This window comes from Marininema mesophilum (assembly GCF_900106775.1).
GTDB classification, from domain to species: domain Bacteria; phylum Bacillota; class Bacilli; order Thermoactinomycetales; family DSM-45169; genus Marininema; species Marininema mesophilum.
Map to the genome: position 1 here is coordinate 47,809 of NZ_FNNQ01000012.1, position 13,568 is coordinate 61,376.

General features: G+C 44.9%; 11 protein-coding genes and 1 pseudogene. 9 read left to right on the top strand and 3 right to left on the bottom strand.

Going from position 1 to position 13,568, the window contains the following annotated elements:
- Positions 1-26: 26 nt before the first annotated feature.
- From BLV90_RS11865 to BLV90_RS11885, 5 genes and pseudogenes are all read left to right on the top strand, one after another.
- Positions 27-2,116 (top strand): annotated as a pseudogene (locus tag BLV90_RS11865) (thioredoxin domain-containing protein).
- A 564-nt stretch (positions 2,117-2,680) separates the two neighbouring features.
- Positions 2,681-2,866: a hypothetical protein gene (locus BLV90_RS15990; RefSeq protein ID WP_143035051.1), complete on the top strand. Its 186-nt coding sequence runs from the start codon at positions 2,681-2,683 to the stop codon at positions 2,864-2,866.
- A 135-nt stretch (positions 2,867-3,001) separates the two neighbouring features.
- Complete coding sequence (locus BLV90_RS11875; protein WP_245726343.1) at positions 3,002-4,507, top strand: carboxypeptidase M32; 1,506 nt, start codon at positions 3,002-3,004, stop codon at positions 4,505-4,507.
- Between the two features lie 152 nt (positions 4,508-4,659).
- Complete coding sequence (locus BLV90_RS11880; RefSeq protein ID WP_091741212.1) at positions 4,660-5,403, top strand: alpha/beta hydrolase; 744 nt, start codon at positions 4,660-4,662, stop codon at positions 5,401-5,403.
- A 147-nt stretch (positions 5,404-5,550) separates the two neighbouring features.
- Positions 5,551-6,000 (top strand): SACOL1771 family peroxiredoxin, encoded by a 450-nt coding sequence (locus BLV90_RS11885; RefSeq protein ID WP_091741215.1) that lies wholly within the window; start codon positions 5,551-5,553, stop codon positions 5,998-6,000.
- Positions 6,001-6,052: 52 nt separating this feature from the next.
- On the opposite strand, the gene BLV90_RS11890 is transcribed toward BLV90_RS11885, so the two are convergent.
- Entirely contained in the window at positions 6,053-6,262 is a 210-nt protein-coding gene (locus BLV90_RS11890) for a YhzD family protein (RefSeq protein ID WP_091741218.1), read from the bottom strand.
- Between the two features lie 295 nt (positions 6,263-6,557).
- On the opposite strand from BLV90_RS11890, the gene BLV90_RS11895 reads away from it, so the two are divergent.
- Positions 6,558-6,863 (top strand): HesB/YadR/YfhF family protein, encoded by a 306-nt coding sequence (locus BLV90_RS11895; protein WP_091741220.1) that lies wholly within the window; start codon positions 6,558-6,560, stop codon positions 6,861-6,863.
- Between the two features lie 290 nt (positions 6,864-7,153).
- On the opposite strand, the gene BLV90_RS16285 is transcribed toward BLV90_RS11895, so the two are convergent.
- Positions 7,154-7,321: a hypothetical protein gene (locus BLV90_RS16285; RefSeq protein ID WP_177168037.1), complete on the bottom strand. Its 168-nt coding sequence runs from the start codon at positions 7,319-7,321 to the stop codon at positions 7,154-7,156.
- Positions 7,322-7,595: 274 nt separating this feature from the next.
- Here BLV90_RS16285 and BLV90_RS11900 point away from each other — a divergent pair, with 274 nt between their 5' ends.
- Together BLV90_RS11900 and BLV90_RS11905 are read left to right on the top strand one after the other, a co-directional pair.
- Positions 7,596-8,900: an NCS2 family permease gene (locus tag BLV90_RS11900; RefSeq protein ID WP_091741222.1), complete on the top strand. Its 1,305-nt coding sequence runs from the start codon at positions 7,596-7,598 to the stop codon at positions 8,898-8,900.
- 75 nt (positions 8,901-8,975) lie between these two features.
- Positions 8,976-10,175, top strand: coding sequence for an MFS transporter (locus tag BLV90_RS11905; protein ID WP_091741224.1), 1,200 nt, complete (start codon positions 8,976-8,978; stop codon positions 10,173-10,175).
- Between the two features lie 65 nt (positions 10,176-10,240).
- Here the strand turns inward: BLV90_RS11905 and BLV90_RS11910 are convergent, their stop codons facing one another.
- Positions 10,241-11,059 (bottom strand): class I SAM-dependent methyltransferase, encoded by an 819-nt coding sequence (locus BLV90_RS11910; RefSeq protein ID WP_091741226.1) that lies wholly within the window; start codon positions 11,057-11,059, stop codon positions 10,241-10,243.
- A 570-nt stretch (positions 11,060-11,629) separates the two neighbouring features.
- Between BLV90_RS11910 and abc-f the strand changes: the two genes are divergently transcribed.
- Positions 11,630-13,459, top strand: a complete 1,830-nt coding sequence (abc-f, locus tag BLV90_RS11915; RefSeq protein ID WP_177168038.1) for a ribosomal protection-like ABC-F family protein — start codon at positions 11,630-11,632, stop codon at positions 13,457-13,459.
- Positions 13,460-13,568 lie beyond the last annotated feature (109 nt).

Below are 13,568 nucleotides of genomic sequence, written 5' to 3' on the forward strand. Positions count from 1 at the left end.
CAAACCATCTAAAGGGGGGTGATCCAATGAGTGAGCCTAATCGACTAATCAAGGAAAAGTCACCTTACTTGCTCCAACATGCCTACAATCCGGTAGATTGGTATTCTTGGAGTGATGAGGCCTTTGAAAAAGCTAAGAGAGAAGACAAGCCTGTCTTCCTGTCGATTGGGTATTCATAGCCCGTAAGGGTTGTGATTATCCTTCAACCTGCCATTGGTGTCACGTCATGGAAAAAGAGTCCTTTGAGGATGAAGAAGTCGCCTATTTACTCAATAAGTGGTATGTCCCTATCAAAGTCGATAGGGAAGAGCGGCCTGATGTGGATCATTTATACATGACCGTGTGTCAGGCGCTAACAGGTCATGGTGGATGGCCACTGACGGTGATTCTAACCCCTGAGCAAAAACCCTTTTTTGCGGGAACCTACTTTCCCAAAACTCCACGCTATGGTCAGCCAGGTTTGATGGATATCTTACACCGGGTGGCTCAAGTATGGAGGGATGAACGGGAGCAAGCGGAGAATGCTGGGGAGAAAATCACCCAGGCTCTTCAGACCCAGTTGCTCCAGTCTGAACAAGGGGAGTGGGCAGAGGATGTACTGGAGGAAGCATATAAACAATTTGACTCCTCCTTTGATGAGAAATGGGGGGGATTTGGTGGAGCTCCGAAATTTCCACGTCCTCATGATCTGATGTTCCTCCTGCGATACTGGAAACAAGAGAAGGAGCCAAGGGCTCTAGCTATGGTAGAAAAGACTCTGGAGGGAATGCGCCAGGGTGGAATCTATGATCATGTGGGCTATGGCTTTGCCCGCTATGCAGTGGATGAGAAGTGGCTTGTCCCCCATTTTGAGAAGATGCTCTATGATAATGCACTACTCGCCTATGCCTATCTAGAAGCATATCAGGTGACAAAAAAGGAGGTCTATGCACAGACAGCTCGAGAGATTTTTAGCTACGTGCTTCGGGATATGACAGCACCTGAAGGGGGCTTCTACTCTGCTGAGGATGCGGATTCTGAAGGAGTAGAAGGTAAGTTTTATGTTTGGACACCCGATGAGGTGAAGGAAGTGCTTGGGGAGGACGAAGGGGCTCTCTATTGTCGTTGCTATGATATTAGCGAAGCTGGCAACTTCGAGGGGAAGAATATCCCTCATCTCATTGGGGAAGATGTCTCTTCTCTAGCTACTAAGTACGGTCTATCAGAGGATGTACTAGTGAGTCGTTTGGAAGTTTCACGGCAAAAGCTATTTGATGCTCGTAAAGGGCGGATTCACCCCCATAAGGATGATAAAGTGTTAACGGCTTGGAATGGGCTGATGATTGCGGCACTGGCCAAAGGAACGCGAGTATTGGGCGACATGCAATATGCTGATGCGGCGGTGAAGGCGCTTCAGTTTATCGAAGAGAAACTGGTGAGGAATGATGGGCGGTTATTGGCCCGCTGGCGGGATGGTGAAGCGGGGATCTTAGCCTATGTGGATGATTATGCATATCTTACATGGGGGCTGATCGAGCTTTATGAGGCTACTTTTGAGCCGCGCTTCTTAAAGAGAGCGTTGGAGTTGTCTGAAGCTATGATGGATCTTTTCCGTGATGAAGAGGAGGGGGGGCTCTTTTTCACAGGGAAGGATGGAGAGGAGCTTCTCACACGGACGAAGGAGACGAGTGATGGAGCAACCCCATCGGGTAATAGTGTAGCATCTCTTAATCTTCTTCGTTTAGCGCGATTGACAGCAGATCCAGATTGGGATCAGCAGGCTCAAGCTCAATTATCCGCCTTTGCAACGACAATGAAGAATGCGCCGATGGCGTATACATTTACACTGATGGCGGTTCAATTCAGCTATGTTAATCCGATGGAGATCGTAATTTCTGGACGAGCTGGAGACAGAGGAACGAATGAGATGATCCGCCATGTGCAAGAAACATTTCTACCCGGTGCTGTCCTCATCTATCGTCCGATAGAGAAGACGGACGAGATCATTCAGTTGGTCCCATTCATAGCGGAACAATCACCACTTGAAGGCCAGCCAACGGCTTATATTTGCCGGAAATTTGCTTGTGAACGGCCGATTACTTCTTTAGCCGAACTAGAACAGTGGATTCTTCATTGAAATGCAGTAGTTTAGGTTAGTATTACGAACCCTTTTCTCCTATCCTTCATAGATTAATAGAAACGAAGGAGAGGGGGTGGGTTGATGACCTGTCCTCATAAGAGGTGTCATTGCAAAAGGTGCCATTGCAAAAGATGTCATAGAAAGAAAAGGGTAAAGCCAAAATGTTCTAGTATAATCAAATTACTCCAAAATCTTTCACCAGGTGTGTTTGTGACGTTGTTTGTAAAAGGAATAGAGCACCCTATAAGAGGCACTTTCCAAGGGTTTGATCCCTTTGGGAATATATTGATTGAAGTAGGCATTCATTTGAAGAGAATTGATCCTTGTCATGTGGTTGGCGTTATAGTCGACCCTAAGCCTTCAAAGCGATGTCCATTTCCAGGTTGCCAGTGTAGAAATTCAGTATAATTCGTTTCAAGTTTATGGAATAGGTCTCATAGGAGATGGAGGCGATTCCCTATCAAATTGTTAAAACAGGCGATTGAAAGGGGGTACTCGTCCCTTCCGAGAAGGATTCCTCTTACGTATTCTGTACGGAAAACTCGTTAGGAGGAATTGTCTATGAGCGGGAACTGTGGCTGTGGATCTGGAAGTAGTTGTGGATTTGGTGGATTTGGTCTTAGGCGTCTATTGATCTTTCTGTTAATCATTGCAACGATCTTTGTCTTGTTTGGTGACAGTGGTTACGGCGGCTATGGTGGTGGCAAGGGCTACGGTGGTGGTTGTGGCTGGGGCTGTGGTTGGTAGACCAATGTGAGCAGGGCCTCTCCTTTATGGAAGGCCCTTTTTTGTTGGTAATAAAACCGTTGCCCTCCTTGTTTGGAAAGAGTACACTGAGAATGATCTACATACGAAGATATAAAAATGTAGGAGGGGATACTCTTGCAGGATAAATTGAAAGAATTGAAGAGTTATTTATCGGAAGTTTATGACTTAAATAATATTAGTGCGCTGTTAAACTGGGATCAAAATACCTTCATGCCAAAGGGAGGCGCTACTGCGCGTGGTAGGCAACTCGGGTTGATGGAGAAGATTGCCCATGAAAAGAAGACGGATCGAGAGATCGGCCGTCTCTTAGATGAGTTAGCTTCCTATGAAAAAAGCTTGCCTGTGGACTCTCAGGATGCAGCAGTGATTCGTGTCGCTCGTCGTCAGTATGAAAAAGCAGTTCAAGTGCCTGCCTCTTTTATGGCAGAGATGGTGAGTCACTTGACGGATACCTATCAAGTTTGGGTAGAAGCACGATCAGCCAATGATTTTACTAAAGTACAAAGCTACTTAGAGAAGACGTTGGATTATAGCCGTCAATATGCGGAGTATTTTCCCCATGAGCATATTGCTGATCCACTGATCGATGATTCAGATGAAGGGATGACAGTGGAGGTATTACGTCCGTTGTTTTCTGATTTACGGAAACAACTAGTTCCCCTAGTAAAAGCGATTGCAGAACAAGATCCAGTGGATGATTCTTGCCTAAAGAAGCATTTTCCCGAGCAGGAGCAGTGGAAGTTTGGTCTAGATGTGATTAGACAACTAGGGTACGACTTTGATCGGGGACGGCTGGATAAGACACATCATCCCTTTATGACCAAGTTCTCTTTGGGGGATGTCCGGATTACTACTCGGGTAAAGGAAAACAACATGACGGAAGCGTTGTTTTCTAGCATCCATGAAACAGGGCACGCTCTTTATGAGCAAGGAATTTCGATGAACTTTGAGGGAACGCCCCTTGCACAAGGAGCCTCATCAGGCGTTCATGAAAGCCAGTCCCGTCTCTGGGAGAATATCGTGGGACGTAGCTATGGATTTTGGAAACATTTTTATCCCAAATTGCAAGCCACCTTCCCAGAACAATTTCGCAGGGTATCGTTAGACACTTTCTACCGGGCGATCAATAAAGTAGAACCTTCCTTGATCCGTACCGATGCGGATGAGTTGACATATAACCTGCATGTTATGATTCGATTTGACTTGGAATTGGATTTACTAGAAGGAAGATTAGCTGTAAAGGATCTACCTGAAGCTTGGCGGGAACGTTATAAGAGTGATATAGGTGTATTTGATCCTAAAGATGCAGATGGTGTTCTTCAGGATGTACATTGGTACTTTGGGAATATCGGCGGTGCCTTCCAAGGATACACCCTGGGCAATATTCTCTCAGCCCAGTTCTATGATGCAGCACTCCGAGCTAAACCGAACATTCCGAACCAGATTCAGGATGGGGAGTTTGGTGTCTTACATGGATGGCTTAAGGAGAATCTGTACCAATATGGATCTCAATATACTGCGGCGGATATCGTCAAACGGGCGACGGGATCAGACCTTACAGTGAAGCCGTATCTGGCATATTTGCAAGAGAAATTCGGGAAGTTATATAGCCTGAAATAATCATGAAGATAAGCGAGGTGGAGCAAAAGCTCCGCCTTTTTATTTGGGGGGTATAGGTACCTTGTGTGGATTACGAAGTGGGAAAAGGATATGGTTAGGAGTCGTCGAAATTTGTTCAGGAAATGAAAGCGATATCATAAGGGGTGTTTTTGATGGCACAAGAATATACGGTTATGAAGGATGCAGAGCCATTCTACCTCCCAGGAAATGAAATGGGGGTTTTGGTACAGCACGGGTTTACTGGAACGACCCAGAGCGTGCGGGGATTAGGTCAGTTCTTGGCAGATCAAGGTTTCACCGTATGCGGACCACGTCTAAAAGGACATGGTACCCATTATGAAGATATGGAAGGGACCACCTATCAGGATTGGATTGAATCAACGGAAGAGGGATATCGAAAGCTACAAGAGACTTGTTCTCATATCGTTGTTGTAGGCCTTTCCATGGGTGGTACGCTAGCTCTTCACCTGGCTAGTCGCTATCCCGAGATTAAGGGGGTTGTTCTAGTCAATCCAGCAATCGAGATGTCTCACCTAGCTGAGGTTGCTCAAATGGAGGAGCCTCGTTTCTTTGATGCGATTGGTTCCGATATTAAAGCGGAGGGTGTTCGTGAGTTAGCCTATGAAAAAGTTCCCCTACGCTCTTTTAAAGAGATTATTCATTTAACGGATGAGACGCGAAAGGTAGTATCTGCAATCGGTTGTCCTACCCTACTATTTAAGTCCCTCGAAGATCATTTAGTCCCTCCGATGAATGCCCAGTGGATCTATGAAAACATCGCTTCGTCCGATAAGACGTTAATCGAATTAGAAAACTCTTACCATGTAGCTACCTTGGATAATGATAAGGAATTGGTTATGGCAGAGACAGCAGGTTTTATTAGCCGATTGTTGTAGTAGAATCTTCTAAATTTACCCGATACCGATGCCCCTGGGGAGTGGTTCTCCTCAGAGGCATTTTCTCTTGGAATTCTGGTCATAGGCAATGTACAATAAAATTTAACCTCCATCGAGGCGAATATGTTGAAGAGAGGGAACAGTAATATGCCAAAGCATGAATTTCGCCTAACAGCCGATTGGTTTGGAGGAAGAGGCGGTGAAGGCAGGATCGCTACGGGTAATTTAGTGACGAAAGTATCGATTCCAGAGGATATGAAGGGACCGGGGATCGGTACCAATCCAGATGAGATGATGATTGGGGCAGCAGCCACTTGTTACATCATTACGTTAGCAGCGATGCTGGAGAGAAAGAAAATCCCTGTAAGGGATCTTACACTTGAGACCGTTGGTATAGTGAATGTGGAGATAACCGGCCAGAAGTTTGAGAGCATCACTCACCGACCAAAAGTGGTTCTTCATCATGATGTTACAGTGAATCAAATGGAAGAGGCGAGGAAGGCGACCGAGGTTGCGGAGAAACGGTGTATGATCTCCAATGCGATTCGAGGAAATGTGGCATTAGCTGTAGAGGCTACGGTAATCCAAGAAAAGTAAAGACCCTCAAAAAAAGACCCTGATTCGTTATTAAACGAGGGTCTGTTGAGGATCAGGCTTTTTCCTTCGCGCTCTTACCTTTGTGGCTAAGAAAATCGATGAGGCGCCCAGAGTTGTGTATGATTCTAAAAGGGGATCCGGTGGCTTCTTTCTCTTGTAGAATGGCTTGCCCTTTTTCTTTTGCCTGCGTGTCATTTTGGGCTTCAATGCTTTGATCAATAAGTTTGTTTCCTTCATTGTCGAAGGCGGTGATATGGTACATTAAGAGGCCTCCTTGAGGTAGTTTCTGGTTCAATCATGAGCTATGAATCGTAGAAAAGAGTTCTAATTGTTCTTTCATAATACCAAAAACTTAAAGGTCATGCGAGCAGGTGTTCATTGAAATGATTTCGTTTCATCATAAAGAAAAGGCCCACTCTCCATTTACAGGAAAGTAGACCGAGATGCTGGATACGGTAAGGGGGTTACCGTTGACTCCAATCTAACGTTTTTATACGAATAGTAGATTAATAGAGTGTAAATGTTTTATTGATCTTTACGGGTAAGGAGGTTGTACGATGGGTATAGAAATTACACCTACAGCGTTGCATTGGTTTCAAAGGGAGTTGTCACTTGGCGAAGGAGATGCTTTACGTTTTGATGTGCGTTATGATGATTCGCTTTCAATAGGTAGAAACCCTAATGGATTTTCATTGCGGTTAACGGTAGAGAAGCCTCGTCATCCGGGACTTCAAACGGTAGAGGAGGGAATTACCTTTTTTATTGAGGAAGATGAGCTATGGTTCCTAGATGGTAACGATTTGCGAGTCGATTATGATGAACAAGAGGACGAACTTCTTTATGAGGTTCGTGACCCTGAGTAAATGATAAGAGGCCTATTCTGGAGTATATCATAAGCATTTGAGCTGAAAGAGGGTATTGTCATGGCTGTGATCATTAAAAATAAGGGTTATGATTATGGTCGAATTCGGACGATGCCAACATCAGAAGCATTGATTGCAAAGGAATTGCCGCCTTGATTGATTGAGGCTTTGGCAGACTGATTATTAATCACGATGTTTCTACCCCTTCGAACGGAGTTTCGTTTAAGTGACTGACGTTTCAATGTAGTTCTCCCCCTTTCAAAATTTGGGTGAAATACTGTTACCAGTGGTTACTTTTTCTGTTTCTTTTTATTTTTAAATATTTGTACATTAAGAGCATTGCTGGCTAGTACATTTCCTTGTTCTGCTTTTGCAGTAGCGGATTGATTAATTTTGATGATCAAGTAGAGGTTCTTTCCGATTCGATGTCGATATGTTTTTATCCGGGCTCGATTCATTGTACTATCCCTCCTCGTTGTACTATCCCCCTTTTTCCCCTACATCCTATGTATAGGGGGTTTTTGTCGTATCGGCGGACATCATGGCTACTAGAAAGGATTGAGGGGCCCGTATTTTTGGCTAGACTAAATGAAATCTTATTGTTTGATGATGGCATGAAGATTTAGCTGAAAATCGAAGAACAAGGTTAGTTCTTGAGAATCGTGCTAAAAACGATTATTATATATGTGAGGCTGTTTTAATGTTCGTATTTAGGGGTGTAGGAGGGGTACTGTGGAGCGTTTATTTGGACTTTCTGATCGTGGAACGAACATTTCCCGTGAGATACTGGCAGGGTTAACGACCTTTTTAACCATGGTTTATATCGTGGTAGTAAATCCATCCATTCTAAAGAAGGCGGGGATGGATTTTGGGGCAGTGTTTGTAGCGACGGTTTTAGCATCGGTTTTAAGTACGTTAATCATGGGGCTATTTGCTAATTATCCGATTGCGATTGCACCGGGTATGGGCCTTAATGCTTATTTTGCTTTTAGTGTAGTAGGGCAGAGCAAAATCGGCTGGGAAACAGCGATGGGTGCAGTATTTGTTGCAGGCGTTATCTTTCTGATTCTTTCATTCACCCGTTTTCGAGAGGCGCTGATCCATGCAATTCCTCCAAGTCTCAAATATGGAATTACCGCAGGGATTGGTCTTTTTATCGCCTTCATCGGGTTAAAATCCGCTGGTATCATTGTCAATAATGAGGTGAATCTGGTAGGGTTAGGTGACTTTCATGATCCAATGACGCTTCTTAGCATAGGTGGACTCGTCATTACGTTGATTCTGATGACGTTGCGCGTTCCTGGTGCACTTTTTGTTGGGATGGTATTGATTGGTCTGTATGCCTGGATCGCGGGTCTTTTTCAGATGCCGTCGACGTTGGTGACTATGCCACCCAGTATGGCGCCTACCTTTGGAGCGGCATTGACATCATTGCCTGAAGTTTTTAGTCAAGGATTATATTCGGTGATCTTTGCCTTTCTATTAGTTACTTTGTTTGACACGACAGGTACAATGATTGGAGTAGCTGAACAGGCGGGTCTCATGAAAAATGGGTCCTTTCCTCGAATGCGCTCTGCTTTGGTTGCGGATGCTGCGGGGATGACTGCTGGGGCAGTTATGGGCACCTCTCCAACAAGTGCCTATATCGAATCCTCGACGGGTGTTGCTTCTGGTGGTCGTACAGGTCTAACGGCTGTTGTCGTTAGCATATTGTTATTAGGTACGCTCTTTTTCGAGCCTTTGGTAAGTGCAGTGGCTGCTATGCCAGCGATTACGGCCCCTACGTTGATTATTGTAGGTTGTTTGATGATGGGTGGATTGGCAAAAGTAGCTTGGGATGACTTTGATGAAGCCTTCCCTGCATTTATTACGATGTTGAGCATGCCTCTTACTTTTAGTATCGCAACGGGGATTGCCTTTGGTTTTATTTCGTATCCATTGTTAAAAATTATTCGGGGGCGTGGTCGAGAGATTCACCCGCTTCTGTATATCTTTATGGTTCTATTTATCCTGCAAATGGCGTTTCTTCCTCATTAATCAAAGAAGCTGAGGAAAGAGGCCCATTCCCAGGAATCGGCCTCTTTTTGATGAATAGGGTTGGGTGAGATAGAGATGGGACAGGGAAAAGAAAAAAGACGGTTTAGGATCTTATTGGGAGTAGTGGCGGCAGCTGGACTGACCCAAGGATTACTCCTTCCCTTGATGGCAACGTTGTTAGAAAAAGATGGAGTCTCCTCGAGTATGAATGGACTCCATGCTACCGCTCTATATCTGGGGGTGTTACTCTCTACCCCCTTTTGTGGTGCTCTCGTTCGTCGTTATGGGTACCGTACTGTGATTGGTTTTGGAATGGTATTATTGGCAGGAGGCACTTTTTTATTTCCGGTAATGACGGGCTTTTTGCCATGGATGGTACTACGTTTTGTAGTCGGAATTGGAGATAGTATCCTTCACTATGCTTCTCAGTTATGGATTACATCGGAAAGTCCGATGCATCTAAGGGGACGCCTGCTTTCCCAGTATGGATTAGCCTTTGGGATAGGATTCGGTCTGGGGCCTCTTGGCATCAATCTGTTGACGTTTGGAGAATGGGTACCCTTTGTTACCATGGGAGCGTTGCTTCTCATCGTTTTAGTAGGGATCTTCCTCCTCGAAGATCATCGCCCGCCGATTAATAATCCTTCAGAGGCAAGTGGAAGGAGAATGGTACGGATTAACCGCATGGGCTTTGTTGCCCTTTGTCCTGGATTTTTATATGGGTTCCTTGAGGCTACTCTTTCAGGAAGCTTTCCTGTTTATGGGCTGCGTGAAGGGCTAGGAGCGACATGGGTGTCCATATTGATTAGCGCTTTTGTCTATGGTAGTCTCCTCTTTCAATTGCCTCTGGGGGCTCTCTCCGATCGATGGGGGAGAAAGAGGGTATTGGGATGGATTTGTTTTCTAGGATCGATAGGGATGGCGTTGATCCCCTTTGCGATCAAGAATGAGTGGATTCTACTCACTTTGTTTACCCTTGTTGGTGGGTTGTTGGGCTCTCTCTTTTCTCTCGGCCTCGCTTTTCTGGCAGATATCGTTCCGGTTGAGGATCTGCCAGAAGCAAATGCTTTATCGGGTGCTTATTTTGCAATAGGATGCTTGGTAGGGCCCTATGTAGGTGGGGTGTTGATTCAGGTTGCAGGTGGGAGTAGCCTTTTCTACTTGATTGCAGGTACCCTATTTGCCTTTGTCATGTTGACATTCCTCTATCGCACCCCCTCTCCAACGAGGGTAGTGGAAGGAAAGGATCAGGAAGAAGTTGTCCTAAGTCGATGATAGATGAATTAGACAAGCCCAGCGGCAAAAGTTGTCGCTGGGCTTTGTGTATAAATTTCTAGCGATTAATTGAATAGTTTTTGTGCAAGGAAGAATCCAGCACTTTTTCGGAGGGTGAAGGAGCTCCGTGTATCGATTTCATGTCGAATGATTCGATTAACATCGGTGATGAGTGTAGTCCGTTGCCCTGCGGAGGTTCCGCCACGTTCCACCATACCCGAAGCATAGTAGTCGATGATGGGTTCAGCTTCTAAAAAGACGAGAACATCATCCAAAATATATCGCTCCGACCAACCGAAATATTGTCGTAGATATTCATCCCCATTTTCTAAGGAGAATCGTCCATACCCCTCTTCCTTTTCGTCTACAAGAGGGAACCCCCATCGTTCACGGCATTCCCGATCAATGGTGGTTAATTCCTTATAGTTAGAGAGGCTTCCTGTAGCAGCCATCAGGTAGCCTCCAGGACGTAAAACCCGATACAGCTCTGCGATGGCTTGATTAATATTGGGTACGTGATACAGACAAAAGTTGGCCATCACAATATCAAAGGAGCTTGCTTTAAAGGGCAATGTTTGTAGGTCACTGATGACCAGATGAATATTGCTAGACTGGTCCGCTTTTTTTCGTAGCCCTTCTATCATCCCTGGAGAGAGGTCCAGTCCAGTTATTTCCCCGCCACAAGATAGCTTGTTCGCCATGGGAAAAAGCCATCCTCCTGATCCACATCCCGCATCAAGGATACGTTCATCCCCACGCAATGGTAGCTTATCTAGCGTCCAGTCAACAAAAGGAACAGGAGATAGACTATATTGCAGATGGATTTGCCGGCGTAGTTCTAACTGCCGATCATCGCGGTATTGCTCAGCCAACCTATGTTTCATGGATGAAAACTCCCCTTCTCTACTTATATGTGCGGAGCATCTTCCATAATATCACAATCGATGAGGCCGGCGGGCTGTAAATTGGGAATATTTCATAATGTTGGGATTGGAGTATTGTGGAAAGAGACCTTGTTTTGTATTGTTATACTCTATGATGGCGTTGGTAGTCTTAGAACCTATTTTTAGAGTAAGGTTGGATGGGAGATTTAGAGGAAAATAGGGTTGGAATAGTGTGTTTTTGGGATATTGAATATTATATAATGGTGGTACCTGACTGAGCGGAGGTATCCAAAGCGATATGAGCACTTACTGATCTTACCTATAACCAATTGACTACAGTTAATGGGTTTCTGCCAGGTGCATGGCAGGGGGTATGGATCGGTGTGCCTTCTTTGAGGTCTCCGTAAAGGAATTGGATACAAACCAGGGTTCTGGGCTGAGAAGAGCTATTCTTAGGTGATATGTTCACTTGAGCTGGTTTGTGTATAGTTTCTTTTTGATACGATTTACCCCCTTCGCGCACAGGGAGAGCCTGGGCGTTATTATTTTGGCTAAGTGGGGGGATGCATTTTGTTTACAGTAAAAGCAGAAGGATTGACTAAGGAGTTACATGGTGTAACGGTGGTAAAGGATGTGAATCTAGAGGTACAAACAGGGGAAAAAGTAGCTCTGATCGGAGCAAATGGTGTTGGGAAGACCACATTACTAAAGATTTTAATGGGTGAGTTGACCCAGGATAAGGGGAAGATCCATCGGTGTTTGCCCCTAACCTTCTGGGGCCTCTTGGAACAGAATCCGGACGTAGAAGAGCATTGTACGCTTTTACAATTTGTTCAGGCAGGTTCGCCAGAGCGACATCTTCAACTAATGGAACTTAGAGTTGCTGAATCGAAACTTTCTACCGTGGCTGAGGGGCAATTAGAGGAGCCCTTGGCAAGATACGCCCGTTGTCTTGAACAATATCAAGCGAGTCATGGATACGAATGGGAACGAGAAGTTGAGCAAACACTGACCCGCCTTGGGTTGCTAGCAGACCTTTACCAAACTCCCTATATTCACCTGAGTGGAGGACAAAAAACCCGTGCTCAACTCGCTCGGGTGATTGTGAGTCAACCGAAATTTTTATTACTAGATGAGCCAACGAACCATCTGGATCATGAAACCTTGGATTGGTTGGCAAAATGGCTAGATCAATATAAAGGCTCCATTCTATTAGTCTCCCATGATCGATGGTTTATTGATCAGACGGTTGATGTGGTCGTAGAGTTAACTCGAGAAGGAACGCGCCGATACAAAGGTGGATATACCAATTATCGCAAGGAAAGAGATCGAGAGAATAGGGAACAAGAAGCTCTTCATAAAAAGCAGGTACAGGAGCAAAAGAAATTAGATGAAGCGATCCAGCGGTATCGCGATTGGTTTCATCAAGCTCATGCGGCAGCAGGAGAGAGAAATCCATTTTATAAGAAAAAAGCGAATAAACACCAATCTCGTTTTCGAGCAAAAGAAGAGGCATTAAAGCGGTTGGAGAAAGAGATGAAAGGTGCTCCAGTGAAAGATCCCAGGATCCGAGTGAACTTTTCGGGACGAGATTTTAATGCACGTACTCTCTTACGCACGAAAGAGATGGGATTCTCTTACGGGAGGGAGTATATTTTTGAGGATGTGTCATTGACTCTCCATCGGGGAGAGCGGCTAGGTATTGTTGGGGTGAATGGAAGTGGAAAGACAACCCTCCTGCGATGTTTGATAGGGGATCTTCAACCAAGTAAAGGGGAAATTCACCTTCATCCGGAACTAACAGTGGGGTATTTTGCCCAGGAATTAGAGGGACTTGATCCAAGGGTGACTGTATTGGATAGCCTTCTGCATTTACCAGGGATGACTCGGGCAGAAGCGGGAAATATACTTGCCAGTTTCCTTTTTCGAGGAGGCGATGTGTATCGTCGTATAGGAGAGTTAAGTATGGGAGAGAAAAGTAGAGTCGCTTTTTTACACCTCTACTTTTCTGAAGCCGATTTGATTGTGTTGGATGAACCGACCAATTATCTAGATATCCCGACAAGGGAACGGATTGAGGATGCTTTGGTGCGTTATCCAGGCTCCCTATTGTTGGTCTCCCATGATCGTCGATTTATCGAGCGTGTGACCAACCGAACGGCCATCGTGGAAAATGGAAGTGTAGAAATGGTTATGGGATCCTATGATGAGTATTTAGCATATCAAAGGGAGAAAGAAAACCGTCATCCTGATTTAGAACAGGATAATCGGATTCGCCTCTTAGAATTAGAGCTGGCTCAACTAGTATCGAGGGGAGAGAACAGTGATGCTGGTGCTGAAGAGGAACTTTGGCGTGAAATTCGTAGGGTGCAAGGAGAAATCAACGAAGCTAAAAATTGAATTCTATTTAAAAAGGAAGCGTTATTTATTCGCTTCCTTATTTTAATTTGTAATAAAAATCAGACTTTTTTGTAGTCAATAAATTCTATATTTGATAATATGGGCATGT